The organism is Serinicoccus sediminis (assembly GCF_004153545.1).
GTDB lineage: Bacteria > Actinomycetota > Actinomycetes > Actinomycetales > Dermatophilaceae > Ornithinicoccus > Ornithinicoccus sediminis_A.
In genome coordinates this window covers 279,377-295,787 of the sequence record NZ_SDVA01000001.1, presented here as the reverse complement: position 1 = coordinate 295,787, position 16,411 = coordinate 279,377, and the positions used below count along the sequence as shown (strand labels likewise).

The 16,411-nt window shown below is 74.1% G+C and carries 19 protein-coding genes, 1 tRNA gene and 1 other RNA gene; 14 read left to right on the top strand and 7 right to left on the bottom strand.

All coding sequences use genetic code 11. The features are described from left to right. Nucleotides 1-11: 11 nt before the first annotated feature. Genes EUS26_RS01370 through EUS26_RS01360 form a run of 3 tightly spaced genes read right to left on the bottom strand, consistent with a single transcriptional unit; the run spans nucleotide 12 to nucleotide 1,355 of the window. Nucleotides 12-491, bottom strand: coding sequence for an SRPBCC family protein (locus EUS26_RS01370; protein WP_165368456.1), 480 nt, complete (start codon nucleotides 489-491; stop codon nucleotides 12-14). After that, nucleotides 488-1,015, bottom strand: a complete 528-nt coding sequence (locus EUS26_RS01365; RefSeq protein WP_130011371.1) for a LytR C-terminal domain-containing protein — start codon at nucleotides 1,013-1,015, stop codon at nucleotides 488-490. The genes EUS26_RS01370 and EUS26_RS01365 overlap by 4 nt, the downstream gene beginning before the upstream one ends. 28 nt (nucleotides 1,016-1,043) lie before the next feature. Further along, nucleotides 1,044-1,355 carry a type II toxin-antitoxin system VapB family antitoxin gene (locus EUS26_RS01360; protein WP_130011370.1) on the bottom strand — a complete coding sequence of 104 codons (312 nt, stop codon included), beginning with the start codon at nucleotides 1,353-1,355 and terminating at the stop codon, nucleotides 1,044-1,046. A 24-nt stretch (nucleotides 1,356-1,379) separates the two neighbouring features. On the opposite strand from EUS26_RS01360, the gene EUS26_RS01355 reads away from it, so the two are divergent. From EUS26_RS01355 to EUS26_RS01335, 5 genes are all read left to right on the top strand, one after another. Beyond that, complete coding sequence (locus tag EUS26_RS01355) at nucleotides 1,380-2,993, top strand: helicase HerA-like domain-containing protein (RefSeq protein WP_130011369.1); 1,614 nt, start codon at nucleotides 1,380-1,382, stop codon at nucleotides 2,991-2,993. Between the two features lie 120 nt (nucleotides 2,994-3,113). Further along, nucleotides 3,114-3,201: transfer RNA gene (locus tag EUS26_RS01350), tRNA-Ser, on the top strand. Between the two features lie 148 nt (nucleotides 3,202-3,349). Beyond that, nucleotides 3,350-3,446: signal recognition particle sRNA small type (gene ffs / locus EUS26_RS01345), an RNA gene on the top strand. Nucleotides 3,447-3,520: 74 nt separating this feature from the next. Continuing rightward, on the top strand, nucleotides 3,521-4,762 hold the full coding sequence (locus tag EUS26_RS01340; RefSeq protein ID WP_130011368.1) for an arginine deiminase: 1,242 nt from the start codon (nucleotides 3,521-3,523) through the stop codon (nucleotides 4,760-4,762). Further along, a complete protein-coding gene (locus tag EUS26_RS01335) occupies nucleotides 4,762-5,145 on the top strand; it encodes a sterol carrier family protein (RefSeq protein ID WP_130011367.1) in 384 nt (127 codons plus the stop codon). Before EUS26_RS01340 ends, EUS26_RS01335 begins: the two co-directional genes overlap by 1 nt. A 7-nt stretch (nucleotides 5,146-5,152) precedes the next feature. Here EUS26_RS01335 and EUS26_RS01330 read toward each other — a convergent pair whose 3' ends face one another. Continuing rightward, on the bottom strand, nucleotides 5,153-5,761 hold the full coding sequence (locus EUS26_RS01330) for a winged helix-turn-helix domain-containing protein (RefSeq protein WP_130011366.1): 609 nt from the start codon (nucleotides 5,759-5,761) through the stop codon (nucleotides 5,153-5,155). A 67-nt stretch (nucleotides 5,762-5,828) separates the two neighbouring features. On the opposite strand from EUS26_RS01330, the gene EUS26_RS01325 reads away from it, so the two are divergent. The 8 genes from EUS26_RS01325 to purM all read left to right on the top strand — a co-directional run bounded on the left by EUS26_RS01325 (nucleotide 5,829) and on the right by purM (nucleotide 13,853). Further along, entirely contained in the window at nucleotides 5,829-7,100 is a 1,272-nt protein-coding gene (locus tag EUS26_RS01325; RefSeq protein ID WP_130011365.1) for an MFS transporter, read from the top strand. A 30-nt stretch (nucleotides 7,101-7,130) separates the two neighbouring features. Then, on the top strand, nucleotides 7,131-7,997 hold the full coding sequence (locus EUS26_RS01320; RefSeq protein ID WP_130011364.1) for an LLM class flavin-dependent oxidoreductase: 867 nt from the start codon (nucleotides 7,131-7,133) through the stop codon (nucleotides 7,995-7,997). A gap of 147 nt (nucleotides 7,998-8,144) precedes the next feature. Further along, complete coding sequence (locus EUS26_RS01315; RefSeq protein WP_130011363.1) at nucleotides 8,145-9,572, top strand: cell wall-binding repeat-containing protein; 1,428 nt, start codon at nucleotides 8,145-8,147, stop codon at nucleotides 9,570-9,572. 87 nt (nucleotides 9,573-9,659) lie between these two features. Further along, a complete protein-coding gene (locus tag EUS26_RS01310; protein ID WP_130011362.1) occupies nucleotides 9,660-9,914 on the top strand; it encodes a hypothetical protein in 255 nt (84 codons plus the stop codon). Nucleotides 9,915-9,922: 8 nt separating this feature from the next. After that, nucleotides 9,923-10,138 (top strand): hypothetical protein, encoded by a 216-nt coding sequence (locus EUS26_RS01305; RefSeq protein WP_130011361.1) that lies wholly within the window; start codon nucleotides 9,923-9,925, stop codon nucleotides 10,136-10,138. A gap of 60 nt (nucleotides 10,139-10,198) precedes the next feature. Continuing rightward, nucleotides 10,199-11,809 carry an amidophosphoribosyltransferase gene (gene purF, locus EUS26_RS01300; RefSeq protein WP_130011360.1) on the top strand — a complete coding sequence of 537 codons (1,611 nt, stop codon included), beginning with the start codon at nucleotides 10,199-10,201 and terminating at the stop codon, nucleotides 11,807-11,809. A 106-nt stretch (nucleotides 11,810-11,915) separates the two neighbouring features. Beyond that, the gene (locus EUS26_RS01295; protein ID WP_130011359.1) at nucleotides 11,916-12,641 is read left to right on the top strand and encodes a sunset domain-containing protein; all 726 of its coding nucleotides are present in this window, start codon (nucleotides 11,916-11,918) and stop codon (nucleotides 12,639-12,641) included. 105 nt (nucleotides 12,642-12,746) lie between these two features. Then, nucleotides 12,747-13,853: a phosphoribosylformylglycinamidine cyclo-ligase gene (gene purM, locus EUS26_RS01290; protein WP_130011358.1), complete on the top strand. Its 1,107-nt coding sequence runs from the start codon at nucleotides 12,747-12,749 to the stop codon at nucleotides 13,851-13,853. 166 nt (nucleotides 13,854-14,019) lie between these two features. Here purM and EUS26_RS01285 read toward each other — a convergent pair whose 3' ends face one another. The 3 genes from EUS26_RS01285 to EUS26_RS01275 all read right to left on the bottom strand — a co-directional run bounded on the left by EUS26_RS01285 (nucleotide 14,020) and on the right by EUS26_RS01275 (nucleotide 15,663). After that, a complete protein-coding gene (locus EUS26_RS01285; RefSeq protein ID WP_130011357.1) occupies nucleotides 14,020-14,559 on the bottom strand; it encodes a hypothetical protein in 540 nt (179 codons plus the stop codon). Between the two features lie 58 nt (nucleotides 14,560-14,617). Next, nucleotides 14,618-14,872: a DUF3073 domain-containing protein gene (locus EUS26_RS01280; RefSeq protein WP_130011356.1), complete on the bottom strand. Its 255-nt coding sequence runs from the start codon at nucleotides 14,870-14,872 to the stop codon at nucleotides 14,618-14,620. A gap of 140 nt (nucleotides 14,873-15,012) precedes the next feature. Next, complete coding sequence (locus EUS26_RS01275) at nucleotides 15,013-15,663, bottom strand: copper resistance CopC family protein (protein ID WP_130011355.1); 651 nt, start codon at nucleotides 15,661-15,663, stop codon at nucleotides 15,013-15,015. Nucleotides 15,664-15,705: 42 nt separating this feature from the next. On the opposite strand from EUS26_RS01275, the gene EUS26_RS01270 reads away from it, so the two are divergent. Further along, nucleotides 15,706-16,344, top strand: coding sequence for an IMPACT family protein (locus tag EUS26_RS01270; protein ID WP_130011354.1), 639 nt, complete (start codon nucleotides 15,706-15,708; stop codon nucleotides 16,342-16,344). Nucleotides 16,345-16,411: the final 67 nt, after the last annotated feature.

Here is a 16,411-nt window from a genome sequence, read left to right as displayed (position 1 = left end):
GCCGGCCGCGCTCAGCGGGCGCCGACCTGCTGAGCGGCGGCCGCGAGGTCGTCGAGCTCGGTGCGCAGGGCCTTCTCCGTCAGCTTGAGCCCGAGCGGGCCGACGACCCGGACGGCCAGCCGCTGCAGGGCGCCCGGGTCGGGCGTGCTGGCGGTGAAGTGCAGGCTGACTCGCGTGGCGGCCCCGTCGTCGAGCGGCTCGAGGGACAGCACCGTGCGGTAGGTGGTGCTGCCCGAGCGCGCCTCGGTGACGGTCTGCCGCTCAGGGTCGTTGTCGACCACCCAGATCTCCTGGGTGTCCGAGGCCCCCATCATCCGCCGCGTCTCCCGCCAGCCGGTGCCGATGGCGTAGGGGCCGGGGGTGATGACGTGCAGGTCGGTGACCTGGGAGAGGCGTTCCTGGAGGCGGTCGAGGTCGGTGACGACGGCCCAGACCGCCGCGGCGGGGGCCTCCACGCGACGGTCGACGCGGACCTCGTGCCGTCCGCTCACCGGCCGTCCCCGGTCGGTTCGGGCTGCTCGGTCTGCCCGGGCTCGGGCAGGTCCTCCCAGGCGTCCCCGAGGACGAGGTCGAGGGTCTCGTCCTCGCGCTCGTCCTGCACCAGCTCGACCTCCTGGGGGAGCGAATCGGCCAGCAGCCGGGCGCCCTCGAGACCCGCAGGGCCGTGGATGATCTGACCGGGGCCCTCGAGGTCGGCACCGGAGTTGTCGACACCGTCGACGGTGAACCCCCGCGCCTGCAGGCCCTCGCTGGCCCGACCGGCCAGCCCGCTGACGCCGGTGGAGTTGAACACGTTGACGACGACGTCCTCGGCGGCCAGGGTCGGCGTGGGGGCCGCCACCGTCTCCGGGGCCTCGTCGGCCTGGCCGCCCATCCCGAACCACCCCTGCATCGAGGCCATCGCCAGCACCACCGCCAGGACGAGGACGCCGAGGAGCGCCGCCATGACCATGGCGGCGCGGCGACGTGCCCGGCGGGCGGCCGTCGACATACCGGCGGTGCGCACGTATCCCACGCAGATGTCCTTCCCGAAGACCAGCAGGCTAGCGAGTCGCCGGGCCGTCCAGGTCGAGGACACGCCCGTGCACGGCGGGGCGCCCCCGCAGCGCGGCCCGCAGGGCACGGTGCAGCCCGTCCTCGAGGTAGAGCGCGCCCTGCCACTTGACCACGTGGCAGAAGATGTCGCCGTAGAACGTGGAGTCCGAGGACAGCAGCGCGTGCAGGTCCAGCTGCGCGCGCGTGGTGACGAGCTCGTCGAGACGGATCATCCGGGGCGGCAGGTGCGCCCAGTCCCCGGGCTCGTCGAGGCCGTGGGCGGGGTAGGGCTGGCTCTCGCCCACGCCCTTGAAGATCATGTCGCGCAGTCTAGAGTCTGCGGGATGAGCGAGCAGCGCAGCAGCCAGGTGGACCGGGTCCGGGAGGGGTACGCCTTCGACGGGCCCAGCATCGTGCTCGGGGCCGCGGTCGGGAGCGACGGGGACGCGGTGGTGAGCGACGCCGTCGTCCGGCTGCCGCTGGGCTCGATGAACCGGCACGGGCTGGTCGCCGGGGCCACCGGCACCGGCAAGACGGTCACCCTCCAGGTGCTCGCCGAGCAGCTCTCGGACGCCGGCGTCCCCGTCTTCCTCGCCGACGTCAAGGGCGACCTCACCGGGCTCGCCACCCCGGGGCCCGGCGGGGGCAAGGTGCAGGAGCGGATGGACGGCCTCGACCAGGAGTGGGAGGCCCGCGCCTACCCCGTCGAGCTGCTCAACCTCGGCGGCCACGGCGTCGGGAGCCCGGTGCGCGCCACCGTCACCGGGTTCGGGCCCACGCTGCTGTCGAAGGTGCTGGGGCTCAACCAGACCCAGGAGTCCAGCCTGGGGCTCATCTTCTACTGGGCCGACCAGCAGGGGCTGGCGCTGCTGGACCTCAAGGACCTCGTCGCGGTCACCCAGCACCTCATCTCCGACGAGGGCCGGGCCGAGCTCAAGGGGCTGGGGGGCATCGCCACGTCGACCGCCGGGGTGATCCTGCGCGAGCTCATCGCCCTGTCCGCGGCGGGCGGCGACGTGTTCTTCGGTGAGCCGGAGTTCGAGACGTCCGACCTGCTGCGGACCACCGCGGACGGCCAGGGCGTCATCACGCTGCTGGAGCTGCCCGGCGTCCGCGACCGGCCGGTGCTCTTCTCGACCTTCCTCATGTGGCTGCTGGCCGAGCTCTTCCAGGACCTCCCCGAGGTGGGCGACCCGGACCGGCCCGGCCTCGTGTTCTTCTTCGACGAGGCGCACCTGCTCTTCGACGACGCCTCGGACGCCTTCCTCGACGCCGTCGAGCAGGCCGTACGGCTCATCCGCTCCAAGGGCGTCGGCGTCTTCTTCGTCACCCAGACGCCCACGGACGTGCCCGACGCCGTGCTGGCCCAGCTGGGCAACCGGGTGCAGCACGCGCTGCGGGCGCACACACCCCGGGACGCCAAGGCCCTGAAGGCGACGGTGTCGACCTTCCCCACCAGCGACCTCGACCTCGGGGAGGTGCTCACCTCGCTGCGCACCGGGGAGGCGGTCGTCACCGTCCTCTCCGAGGAGGGGGCGCCGACCCCGGTGGCGCGCACCATGCTCCGGGCGCCCCAGGCGCGGATCGGCACGTCCGAGGAGGAGGTCCTGCGCACCGTCGTCGCCGGGTCCTCCCTCGCAGGGCGGTACGGCGAGGCGCTCGACCGTGAGTCCGCGCACGAGATGCTGGCCGCCCGGGCGGAGGCGGCGGCGCGGGCGGTCGAGGAGGCGCAGGCCGCCGAGCCCGAGGCCCGGCGGCCGACGACCCGGGCCCCGGGCTCGCGGCAGGATCCGCGTGAGGAGGACCGGTCCGGAGGAGGTCGCGCCCGGGACGACGACGGGGGAGTGGTGGAGCAGGTCGTCTCCTCGCCCGCCTTCCGGTCCATGCTCCGCTCGGCCGGCACCGTCATCGGTCGCGAGATCACCCGCTCGCTCTTCGGCACCCGGCGCCGCCGCTGACCGCACCGGACGCGTGCTCAGCCCGCACCGGACGCGTGCTCGGCCCGCACCGGACGCGCGTTCGGGCCGCACCGGACGCGCGTTTGGGCCCTCCCGACCCCCTCGGGTACCCTGCTACGCGGAGGATTCGCATAGCGGCCTAGTGCGCACGATTGGAAATCGTGTTGGGATAAAACCCTCGGGGGTTCAAATCCCCCATCCTCCGCCAGTCGGCGAGGCCCCGGGCCACCGTTCCACGGTGACCGGGGCCTTCCGCATACCCGGGCCTTCCCCATACCCAGGCGCTTCCGCAGACCCGTGCACCCTGCGCGCGCGGGCCGTCTTGGACAGTCCCGGCCGAGCACCTAGACTGGGCGCCGGACCCCTCGTGCGGTGGTACCTCGGTGAACTCCCCCAGGGCAGGAATGCAGCAAGGGCAATCGAGCTCTTCCAGGTGCGCGAGGGGTTCTTCATGCCCTGCTGCCGCCGGGCCGCCCCCGGCCCCGGCCGCGTGGCAGGATGTCCGCACCCCTGCGAAAGGACACGCCATGCCGTTCCACGTCGGATCCGAGGTCGGCCGGTTGCGTCAGGTCATCGTGCACCGGCCCGGGCTGGAGATGCACCGCCTGACCCCCGACAACAAGGAGCGCTACCTCTTCGACGAGATCCTGTGGGTCGAGAAGGCGCAGGAGGAGCACGACTACTTCGTGCAGGTCATGCGCGAGCGCGGGGTCACCGTGCACCACTTCGACACGCTGCTGCGGGAGGCGCTGGCGGTCCCCGAGGCCCGGTCCTACGTCCTGGACCACTCGCTGGACGAGCGGCACGTCGGCCCTCAGGCGGCCGAGGACCTGCGCGCGATGTTCGAGGGGATGGGCGACGCCGAGCTGACCACCCACCTCGTCGGGGGCATCACCAAGGCCGAGGTGCTCGAGCGCATCGGCAGCCCGAGCTCGGTGGTCATCGACCAGTTCGGCCTGCACGACTCGGTCCTCGCGCCGCTGCCCAACCACCTCTTCACCCGCGACACCTCCGCCTGGGCCTACGGCGGCGTGGCGGTCAACTCGATGCACAAGAAGGCCCGCCGCCGCGAGACCGTGCACTACGACGCCATCTACCGCTACCACCCCATGTTCGCCGAGGCCGGTATGCAGTGGTGGAGCCACGGCGTCGACGACGGCCCGGCGACCGCGGAGGGCGGCGACATCCTGGTGCCGGGCAACGGGATGGTCCTCGTCGGGCTCTCCGAGCGCACCACGGCGACCGGGGTGGAGCGGCTGGCCCGCCGGCTGCTCGCCTCCGGCCAGGCCGAGCGCGTCGTCGCGCTCGACATGCCCAAGGCGCGCGCGGTCATGCACCTCGACACCGTCATGACCATGCTCGACGAGCAGACGTTCACCCGCTACAGCGGGCTGCCGGACCTGACGTCCTGGACCATCACCGCCGGCGACGAGGACCCGGCCACCGGCGAGCTGCGCCTGGAGATCGAGCGGCACGAGCCGGAGCAGATGATGGACGTCGTCGCCCGCGGCCTCGGTGTGGACTCGGTGCGGGTGCTGGCGGCCGAGCAGGACCCTCGCGCCGCCGCCCGCGAGCAGTGGGACGACGGCTGCAACGTGCTCGCGCTGGAGCCCGGCGTCGTCGTGGGCTACCAGCGCAACACGGTGACCAACGCCTACCTGCGCGAGCAGGGCGTCGAGGTGCTGGAGATCGCCGGGTCCGAGCTGGGTCGCGGACGGGGCGGGCCGCGCTGCATGTCCTGCCCGGTCGAGCGCGACCCGCTCACCTGATGCCCGCGCGTCGTCGCATCGACCCGGCCGCCGGCGAGCAGGCGGTCGCCGCCTGGGAGGCGGCGCGGGCCGGAGGTGCGGACCCGGCGCCCGAGGTGTCCCGGCAGGAGCTCGCGACCGCGGTGCGCTACCTCCTGGAGGAGCTCGTCGAGCGGGCCCCCGGCCGGTCGGTCGAGGTGCGGATCCCTCCGTATGCCGCGGCGCAGGTCATCGAGGGACCGCGGCACACGCGGGGGACCCCGACGAACGTCGTCGAGACCGACCCGCAGACCTGGCTCGAGCTGGGGACCGGGCGGACCACCTGGGCGGAGGCGACGGCGACCGGCGCGGTCCGGGCGTCGGGGCAGCGGGCCGACCTCACGGCATACCTCCCGCTGCGCTGAGCCTGCCCTAGGACGCCGGCGGCTCCTCCGGCGGGAGCGGGAAGAGCAGCTGGTAGAGCTTGACCCGCCGCGCGCCCTCCTCGCCGTGCTCGGCGCGCGCGGCCTTCGCCCGCTCCAGGTGCTCGGTCATCGTGGCGGCGATGGCGTCGCCGAGGGCGTCGGCCTCCTCGACGGTGAGCATCGCCGTGGCCTCGTTGGAGGTGGCGATGCCGGCCCACGCCTCGTCCTCGGACTCCATCCGGGCGATCCACTCCTGCACCCGGGCGTTGCGCATCTCCATCTGGTGCAGCATGACCGTCTGGGCGGCGGTGCGGGCGGCGGTGTCCTGCGCCACCGCGTCCAGGCCGAAGGAGAAGCCGACGCTGGTCCACCACCGCTCGCGCGCCGACCCGCGCGAGGTGTCCTCCTCGACGAGCCCGTGCCGCTCGAGCTGGCGCAGGTGGTAGCTGGTCTGCCCGGTGTTCTCGCCCATGGCCCGGGCCAGCATCGAGGCGGTGGCTGCACCGTGGTCCTTGAGGTAGTCGTACATCTGCAGCCGCAGAGGGTGGGCGAACGCCTTGAGGGTCGCGGCGTCGAGGGCGGGGGCCACGTGGGGGGAGGGCTTGCGCGAGGGCATGGTCCAGAGATACCTTTGCAGAGGTTACTTTGCACAACATCTTCTGCACTCAGGATAGGGGACCGCCATGACGGCATCCACCACCACACCACCGCTCGGCCGGCCGTTCGGTGCCCACCTGGGCGCCGTCGGTCTCGCCAACCTCGCGGACGGGGTCGTCCAGATCGGGGTCCCGCTGCTGGCCGTGACGCTGACCCGGTCACCCCTGCTCATGGGGGTGCTCACGGCCGCGGTCTGGCTGCCGTGGCTGGTCTGCGGCATCCCCGCCGGCGTGCTGGTCGACCGGTGGGACCGGCGCCGCACGATGGTGGTCGCCCTCGGCGTCCGGGCCGCGCTGCTCGGCGCGGCCGGGGTGCTCGCGCTGTCCGACCGGCTGACCATCTGGGTCCTGGTGGGGTTGGCGCTGGGCTACGGCGTCACCGAGGTGTTCGCCGACCTCGCGGCGGCCGCGCAGGTGCCGGCCCTGGTCGGGCGGGCGGCCGGCCCGCTGCGCCGCGCGAGCTCCCGCCTCCTCGCGGTGGAGCAGGTGTGCAACGGCTTCGTCGGCCCGCCGCTCGCCGGGTTCCTGGTCGCACTGGGCGCGGCGTGGCTCGTGGGCTCCTCCGCGCTGGTCGTGGTGGGTGCCGTCCTGGTGCTCGCCCTGGGGCTGCGGGGGAGGTACGCCCCGGTGGTCCCGCCGGTCGAGAGCGTGGGCTCGCGGTGGGCCGAGCTCACCTCCGGTATGCGGACCCTGTGGAGCCACCCGGTGCTGCGTCCACTGGCCATCGCCTCCGGCTTGTGGAACTTCGCCTCGACCGCCCTCAGCGCGGTCCTCATCCTGTGGCTCGTGGGCCCGGAGTCGGTGGGTGGCCTCTCACCGCAGCTGTTCTCCCTCGCCATGGTGGCGCTCCCGGTCGGCGCGCTCCTCGGCAGCATGGTGGCGAGCCGGGTCATCGAGCGCTTCTCCGAGATGACCGTCCTCGTCGCGTGCTGGGGGCTCAACGCCGTCTTCAACCTCGCCCTCCTCCTGTGGCCCTCGGTCTGGGGCCTGGGCCTCTTCCTGCTCGCGGCCGGGCCGCTCGGGGTCATCGGCAACGTCGTCTCCGGCTCCCTGCGCCCCCGCCTGGTGGAGGGGCACGAGCTCGGCCGCGTCGGCGGCGCCTCACGGGTGCTCGTCTTCGGGGCGATGCCGGTGGGCGCCCTCGTGGGCGGACAGGTCGCGGCGCTCTTCGGCATACCGGTGGTGCTGCTCGGCGTCCCGGTGGTCATGCTCGTCGCCACCGCGCTGGTCGCCGTCGGTGTCCCCCAGGCGCTCGTGGACGCGCACGAGCTGACCCCGGAGCCGGATCCCGTCGGCTGAGGTGGGCCCGTGCGCGCTAGCGTCCTGCCCATGAGGATCGGTGTCTGCATCCTGCCCGAGCACCCGTGGCGCGAGGCCGAGCCGCTGTGGCGGCAGGTCGAGGAGTGGGGGTTCGAGCACGCCTGGACCTACGACCACCTGGTGTGGGGCGGGCTGCCGCGCGCGCCGTGGCACTCGACGGTCGCCACCCTCGCCGCCGCCGCCGTGGTCACCCGGCGGGTGCGGCTCGGCACCTTCGTCGCCTCCCCGAACTTCCGCCACCCGGCGCTGCTGGCCAAGGACGTGACCACCCTGGACGACCTCAGCGACGGGCGGGTGCTCCTCGGGCTGGGGGCCGGCGGCGACCTGGACAGCCGGCTGCTCGGGGACCGCCACAGCCGGGGCGAGCGCACCCGGCGGTTCGAGGAGTTCGTGCCGCTGCTGGACCGGCTGCTGACCGAGGACGACGTCGAGGTGGAGGGCGAGTTCTTCACGGTGGCCGGGGCGGGCGCCCGGCCCCGCTGCGTGCAGCAGCCCCGGGTCCCCTTCGTGGTCGCCGCCAACGGCCCCCGGGCCATGCGGCAGGCCGTCGCGCACGGCGCCGGCTGGCTCACCACCGGGCCCCCCGACGTCCGGGCCGACGAGGACGGTCGAGACGCCTGGTGGAGCGGGGTGCGCGAGCTCGCCGCCCGGGTGGACGAGCTGGAGGCGCAGGGCCGGCGCGACCGGCCGCTGGACCGCTACCTCTCGCTGGACGCCGGGGCGCCGGCGCTCTCCAGCCTCGACGAGGCCCAGGACCGGATCGGCCGGGCCCAGGAGCTCGGCTTCACCGATGTCGTCGTGCACTGGCCGCGCTCCGAGCCGCCCTACCAGGCGGACGTCGCCGTCCTGGAGGCGCTGGCGGGTGCCCGGGCCTGAGGGGCAGGACCTGACGCCCGGGGTCGGGCGCGACCCGATGTATCCGGGCGGGTGGGGACGGGCTCTGTAGGCCCGACGCCCCGGCGGAGGCGAGGGGCCTCCTGGCGTCACCGGCCGCGTCGCGGCCGGCCCGTGAAGGAGATCCGCATGACCACCACCACACCGCTGCGCAGGGCAGGGGTCGCCGCAGGGGCGGCGCTCGCGCTGGGCGCCACGGTCCTCGCCGGAGCCGTGCCCGCCGCGGCCGCCACGCTCGGGGACCACGAGATCAGCGGGGTGCAGTTCGTCAACGACGACTGCAGCCGCAACGAGTACGCCATCCAGGCGGCCATCACCGGCACCACCGACGACGTCGGCGGCTTCGACCGGGTCCGGTTCGAGGTCTGGGACGACGGCACCCTGAAGGACAGCCGCATCCTCGAGGTGCAGGTCGGCACGACCCGCGACATCAACGCGTTCCTGTCCTTCGTCGGGCTGTACGGCACCGGGGCGCCCGGTGTCGGCATCATCATCCGCGACGTGGACGCCGACGGTGACCCGGTCGGCACCCTCGAGACCGTCGACCCGTTCTTCCCCGACGACGTCGACGGCCCGTGCACCTTCGACGTCGAGCGGATCGGCGGGCCGACCCGGATCGAGACCGCGGCGATGCTCTCGGAGCAGAAGTTCGTCATGGCCGACACGGTGGTCATCGCGACCTCCCGGACCTACCCCGACGCCCTCGCGGCGGCGCCGTGGGCGGCACAGCTGGGTGCGCCGCTGCTGCTCACCACCCCGACCGGTCTGTCCGCGGCCACGGCGGCCGAGCTCACCCGCCTCATGCCCGACGACGTGGTCGTCGTCGGCGGGCCCACCGCGGTCCACGAGCAGGTCATCGGGGACGTGCAGGCGCTGCTGCCGGGTGCCGTCGTGGAGCGGGTCGCCGGTGACGACCGCTACGGCACGTCCGGGGCGATCGCCCAGCGCGTGGTGCAGGACAGCTCGGCCGAGCTGTTCGTCGCGTCCGGGCAGGACTTCCCCGACGCGCTGGTGCTGAGCGCCCTCGCGGCCCGGCACCAGGCTCCGCTCGTCCTCGTCAGGCACACCGAGGTGCCGGCGGAGACCGCAAGCGCGGTGGCCGCGCTGAGCTTCGACGACGTCTACGCCGCGGGCGGCCCGACGGTCCTGTCCGACGAGGTGCTGGACGACGTCTCGCTCGGTATGCCGTGGACCCGCTACAGCGGTCCCGACCGCTACGACACGGCCGAGGTCGTGCTGGGGCAGTTCCCCGCCGAGGGCAAGGTGATGGTGGCGACCGGCCAGGACTTCCCGGACAGCCTCACCGCCGTCCCGGTGGCGGCGCGGACCGGCGCCGGGGTGGCGCTGACCCGCCCGGAGGCGGTGCCGGCCGGGGTGCTGGGCGAGGTCGAGCGCCTGGTCACCGGCTTCTCCTTCCCGCTCGTGACCATCGTCGGCGGCGAGCTGGCCGTGCACGACACGGTGCAGACCCAGCTCCAGGGGCTCGTCGACGGCCTGGCCGACCCGGCCGCGCGGCCGACCGGCGTCCTGACCGACCGCAACATCGGGCAGGAGTGATCCGGGCGGCCTCGTCCCCGTGACGGGGGACCGGCGCAGCGGCCCCCGGCTGCTGCGCCGGTCCACCTCCTGACGGATACTGGTGGGGTGCCACCGACCGACGAGACCCATGAACCGGCCCGCCTGAGGGTGCACCGCCGCCCCCGGCTGAGCAGGTTCCTGGTCGTCGGTGCTCTCGTCGGTCTCGTCGCGGGGGCCGTCGTCTCCCTCCTGGGGCCGGACGCACCCGGCAGCAGCGCCGGCCAGGAGGTCGTCCTGCTGGCGGCCACGGGCGCCGCCTTCGCCGGCCTGGCCGCCGCCGTCGTCTACCTCGTCGTCGACCGTCGCGCCGGGCGCGACTGACCCGCCCGATGGAACAGCGACACCCCGACCTGGCACGGTTCCTCATGACCGGCGCGGTCGTCGGCGCGGTGATCGCGGTCCTGGTGGCGGCCTTCGGGCGGGACGTGCCCTACGTCAACGGCCTGGAGGAGTACCTCATCTTCGTCGTCATCGGCGGGGGCGCGGGCCTCGCGGTCGGGGCGCTGGCCTACCTCGTCGCCGACCGGCCGCGGCTCGGTTCCTGAGCCCTCCTCCCGGTACGGCGGGCGGTGCGCCGGGCCCGCGTGCTGTGGGACCATGGGCCTGTGGCTCGCGCTGACGGACGGCTCTCGCACGACCTCCTCCCCGAGGAGCGTCTCCCCCAGGACGCCTGCGGCGTCTTCGGGGTGTGGGCGCCCGGCGAGGAGGTCGCCAAGCTCACCTACTACGGCCTCTACGCGCTGCAGCACCGGGGGCAGGAGGCCGCCGGCATCGCGACCAGCGACGGTCAGCGGCTCGTGGTCTACAAGGACGTCGGCCTGGTCAGCCAGGTCTTCGACGAGTCCGCCCTCGCCTCGCTGCAGGGCCACCTCGCGGTCGGCCACTGCCGCTACTCCACGACCGGTCGCAACTCGTGGCAGAACGCCCAGCCCACGCTCGGCGGCACCGCGGAGGGCACGGTGGCGCTGGCGCACAACGGCAACCTCATCAACACCTCAGAGCTGCGGGACACGCTGCGCGACATGCTGGGCGGGGACCTGGCGCGGTCGACCGGCGAGGTGGGCCGCGGCAACACCACGGACACCGCGATCGTCACCGGCATGCTCACCGCCGACCCGGACCTGTCGCTGGAGGAGGCGGCGATGCGGGTGCTGCCGCAGCTGCGCGGCGCCTTCTCGCTGGTCTTCTGCGACGAGGGCACGCTCTACGCCGCGCGCGACCCCCAGGCGGTGCGGCCGCTGGTGCTGGGCCGGCTGGAGCGCGGCTGGGTCGTGGCCTCCGAGACCGCGGCCCTGGACATCGTCGGCGCCTCGGTCGTGCGCGAGGTCGAGCCGGGCGAGCTCCTCGCGATCGACCACAACGGCCTGCGCTCGCGGCGGTTCGCGCCGGCCGAGCCGCGCCGCTGCGTCTTCGAGTGGGTCTACCTGGCCCGGCCCGACACCACCATCGCCGGCCGCGAGGTCTACGACTCCCGGGTCGAGATGGGGCGGCAACTGGCCCGCGAGCACCCGGTCGAGGCGGACATGGTGATGCCGACCCCGGAGTCGGGCACACCCGCGGCGATCGGGTATGCCGAGCAGTCCGGCATCCCCTACGGCCAGGGGCTGGTCAAGAACGCCTACGTCGGGCGCACCTTCATCGCGCCGAGCCAGACGATCCGGCAGCTGGGGATCCGGCTCAAGCTCAACCCGCTGCGGGACGTCATCAAGGGCAAGCGCCTCGTCGTGGTCGACGACTCCATCGTGCGCGGCAACACGCAGCGGGCGCTGGTGCGGATGCTGCGCGAGGCGGGGGCCGCGGAGGTGCACGTGCGCATCTCCTCGCCGCCGGTCCGCTGGCCGTGCTTCTACGGCATCGACTTCGCCACCCGGGCCGAGCTCATCGCGACCGGCCTGGAGCCCACGGACATCTGCGCCTCGCTGGGCGCCGACTCGCTGGGCTACATCTCGACCGAGGGCATGGTGGCCGCCACCGAGCAGCCCCGCTCCTCGTTGTGCACCGCGTGCTTCACCGGCGACTACCCCATCGAGCTGCCCCGCGAGGACCAGCTCGGCAAGGACGTCCTGGAGCTGCAGTTCCCGGTGGACGCCCAGGGGGTCGACCCCACCGACGTCGGCACCCTCGAGGTGGACCGCGCCCGCAGCGGCACCCGTGACATGGACAACGTGAGCGTCACCGCCGGCGCCGGCGGCTCCGACGCCGTCCGCCGCCCCTGACCGACCCCGCACCGGGCGCGTGCTCGGGATCGCTTCACGCTGCGCCGGGGGTGGGGCGGGTCTAACGTCCGACCCATCGAGGTTCCTGAGCGGAGTGGAGAGATCGATGAGTGAGCAGGACGGGCAGCAGTCGCAGGACACCGGGGCCGAGACCAGCGACGTGACGGATGAGCAGCAGCCCCGGGACCTCGGAGCCGAGGACGAGCCGACGACGAGCGACGAGGCGCCGACGGACGACGAGGCCACGACGACGGACGACAGCGACGCCTCGTCGCAGGAGCCGGCCGACGACGCGACGAGCAGCCCGGAGGACCCCGCCGACGAGGACGACACCCCGGGTGACGCCCGGGAGGAGTCCGAGGAGGAGACCCGGCGCCGGCAGGAGGAGTTCGCGCGCGAGCACGACCCGGCCGAGCACGACGTGGACGCCGGTGAGGAGTTCCGTCAGCCCGGTGACTGGACCGCGGACGAGGACGGCCCCCAGGAGCTCGAGACCGACCGGAGCATGCTCGCGGCCACCGGGTCGGGGAGCACGGCAGAGGGCGGAGCAGGCGAGGACGCCTCGGAGGGCTCCTCGGGTGAGGACGCGTCGGGCGAGGGCTCGTCGGGTGAGGACGCCTCGGGCGAGGAGGTCCGGGACGGCGGGCACGGGTGGGGCTCGGCGGCCCCGCGCTCGAACGGTGGCGCCCCGGAGGGGCACCCGGTGAAGGCCTGGCACGACACCATGACCTACGTCCTCCCTGGCGAGGAAGGCTACGACGCCGACCCGCACGAGTGCTTCGTCGACGAAGAGGTGGCCGAGCGCGCCGGGTTCCGGCACGCGCACGGCTGACCGGTCGCCCGGCCCCGCAGCCGCGACGAGGCCCGGCACGGGGACGGGCGCGGGGCGGCATACCCTGGGGGTGCCCACCCGCCGACACGCCCGAGGGAACCTGCGATGAGCGACCAGCCGATCACCTATGCCAGCGCGGGCGTCGACGTGCACGCCGGCGACCGCGCCGTCGAGCTGATGAAGGCGTCGGTCCGTCGCGCGCAGCGGCCGGAGGTCCTGGGTGGGCTGGGCGGCTTCGCCGGGATGTTCGACGCGTCCGCGCTGCTGGGGATGCGGCGGCCGGTGCTCGCGACGTCCACCGACGGCGTCGGCACCAAGGTCGCGATCGCGCAGGCGATGGACGTCCACGACACCATCGGCCAGGACCTCGTCGGCATGGTCGTCGACGACATCGTCGTCAGCGGCGCCGAGCCGCTCTTCATGACCGACTACATCGCCTGCGGCCGAGTGGTCCCCGAGCGCATCGCGGCGATCGTCTCCGGCATCGCGCGCGGTTGCGAGCTGGCCGGCGTCGCCCTGGTCGGCGGGGAGACCGCCGAGCACCCGGGCCTGCTGGACCCCGAGGAGTACGACGTGGCCGGCGCCGCGACCGGGGTCGTCGAGCACGACGCCGTGCTCGCCCCGCAACGCGTGGCCGACGGCGACGTCGTGCTGGCGCTGGCCAGCTCCGGGCTGCACAGCAACGGCTACTCGCTCGTGCGCCGCGTCGTCGAGGCGGCCGGCTGGGGCTGGGAGCGGGAGGTTCCCGAGCTCGGCCGCACCCTGGGGGAGGAGTGCCTGGAGCCCACCCGCATCTACACCCGTCCGCTGCTCGAGGTGGTCCGCGCCCTGGGGCCAGGCCTGCGTGTCCTCTCGCACGTCACGGGCGGCGGGCTGGCCGCCAACCTCGCCCGGGTGCTGCCGCCAGGGATGCTGGCGACGGTGGAGCGGGCCTGGGAGTTGCCGGCCATCTTCGCGCTGGTCCAGGAGCTGGGCCAGGTGCCGCAGGCCGACCTCGAGCAGACCCTCAACATGGGGGTGGGCTTCGTCGCCGTCGTCGCCCCCGACGAGGCCGACCGGGCGGTCGCGCTGCTCGAGGGTCACGGCATACCCACCTGGCCGGTGGGCACCGTCGAGCAGGCGGGGGAGGGTGCGTCAGGTCCGGACGTGGTGCAGGGGGCCAAGGGCGTCGACGGGGGAGCGGTGCGGGTGGTGGGGGACTACCGCCGCTGACGACGCACGCTCTGGTATGGGTGCAGCGTCCGTCCGGTGCGGTCCCGCCACGCGTCCGGAGTGGTCCCGCCACGCGTCCGGTGTGCGCCCAGCACGCGTCCGGAGTGGTCCCGCCGCGCGTCCTGTGTGGCCGGAGCGCGCGTCCTGTGCGGGGGGGTCAGGGGGGTCAGGGGGAGGAGGGGGTGATGAGCACCCAGTACTCGGTCGGCCCGCGGCCGCCGATGAACCCGCCCCACCGCACGTCCGCGGTGTCGCCGCTCAGGCCCGTGCGGATCCGCTGGTTCGTCGGCTCCGCGACGACGATGGTCTCGGCCGGGTCCTCCAGCCGCAGCTGCACGCTGTGCTCGGGGGAGTTGACCGCCCAGCCGTCCCAGGCCAGCACCGCGCCCTCGGTGCGGTCCGGCTCGACCGGCTCCTCACCCCGCATGAGCAGCATCGAGTCAGGCATCTCGCCGACGTCAGCGGGGTCGCACCCCGCCGACTGCACCTCGCCCCACGAGGAGTCCTCGGTGAGCGGTTGCTGGCACTGCCGGACCTCGTAGGTCACGGTGCCGACCCCGTTGTAGACGCGCCACGCCACGAAGAGGACGAGCGCCAGGGCCACGAGCAGCAGCGGCAGGACCCACCACTGGTTGCGCGGGAGACGCCCGCTCGCGGTCGACCGTTCGTCCGTCCACCGGGCCTCGTGCCGACTCCGGGTGCTCACGCGCCGACCCGGCTCCGGGGTCCGTCGTCAGTGACGGATCCCGGTGCGGGGCTGGTGGTCATCGCTCGCCGCCGGCCGCCCAGGATCCGTACTCGCCGTCCTCGTCCTCGTCGTCCTCCGCGTAGGAGGCGTAGGGGTCGTCATCGTCCTCGGGCTCGTCGTCGACCTGCTCGTCCGACGGCGGGGAGTAGTCGAACTCGCCGCGCGTGGAGTGCAGCTCCCGCTCGAGTGCCGAAAGGTCGGTGTCCGGAGCCGAGTACTTCAGCTTCCGTGCCACCTTGATCTGCTTTGCCTTGGCCCGGCCGCGCCCCATGGCGTGACCCCCTTGTGTCGAGTCTGCCGGGGCGGCATCGCTGGCTGATCGCTCAGGTCGCGGAGCCGGCCCGGGGATGTGTATTCCGTGGGCCCTACGGTACATCAGTGCGGGCACGGCTCCCGCATCGGCTCAGGCCCTCAGCGGCGCTGGCGCTGCCACGTCGCGGCCATGAGGGCGAGCACTCCCACCCCGCCAGCGGCGAGGATCACCCACGCCCAGACGGGCAGGCCGGACGAGGTGTCCGCGGTCGCGGCGTCCGAGGTCTGGCCGTCCTCGGAGGTGGCGTCCGCCGTCTCCTCCGGCGTCGTCGCCTCGGCCTCGGCCTCGGTCTCGGTGGCGGTCGGCTCCGGCTCGACGGTCCCGGTCGCGTCCTCGGTCTCGTCGGTGGGGGCGGGGGCCGTGTCCTGCTCCTCCTCGGTGCCGCCGGTCACCGTGAAGCCGAACTCGCCCGAGATGGGGTGCCCGTCCTCGCTGGTCACCCGCCACGCCACCGCGTAGTCGCCGTCCCCCAGGTCGTCGACGAGGTCCTGGGTGACCTCGGTGCCGTCGGCCTCCGGCTCCCCGTCGAGCACCGACCCGCCGTCCGGACCGGTGACCGTGACGGCCGCCCCGACCTGGGCGATCTCACCGCTGAAGCTGAGCGTCAGCTCGTCCAGCTCGTCCGCCTCCACGGTGGCGCCGTCCTGGGGGTCGCTGCCGGTGAGCTCGTCGTGCGCCTGCGCCGACGCGGGCACGAGGACCAGGGCGCACGAGGTGAGCAGGGCCGGGAGCAGGCGAAGGCGTGACATGCCTGCGAGTCTAGGCACGGGACCTGGGCATACCCTGCCCGGATGGGACCCACGACCTGCCGCACGATCGGCGCACCGGTGGTGGTGCGCACCGAGGAGCGGCGCTCGGTCTTCGAGTGCTGGCTGCGGCGGGTCGAGGACGAGGACGCCGCACGCGGTGTGGTCGAGGAGGCCCGCGGCACGCTGTGGGACGCCGGGCACCACTGCTCGGCCTTCGTCCTGGGGCCGGACGCGGCGACGGTGCGCAGCAACGACGACGGTGAGCCCGCCGGGACGGCCGGTATGCCGATGCTCGAGGTGCTCACGCACGCGGGGGTCATAGACGTGGTCGCCGTCGTCGCGCGCTGGTTCGGCGGCACGAAGCTGGGGACGGGCGGCCTGGTCCGCGCCTACTCCGGCGCCGTCCGCGCCGCCCTCGACGAGGCCCGGCTGCTGACCCGCTCGTTGGTGCGCGAGGTCGACGTGCGGGTGGGTCACGAGGTCGCCGGGCGCCTCGAGCACGATCTCCGGGCGCGCGGGGTGGCCATCGCCGACACCGTCTACGGGCAGCAGGTGACCCTGCGGTTGCAGGTGCCGGTCCACCAGGCCGACGCCCTGCCGGAGCTGCTCGCCGAGCTCACCGGCGGCGCGGCCGAGCCGCTGCCCGGCACGGGGACCGAGAGGTGGGTCGACCTGGCCTGAGCCGGCCACCCCTGCCGACCCGCCCGGCGTTCCTGCGGGCCCCACGAGCGGGACGGGGCTACGGTGG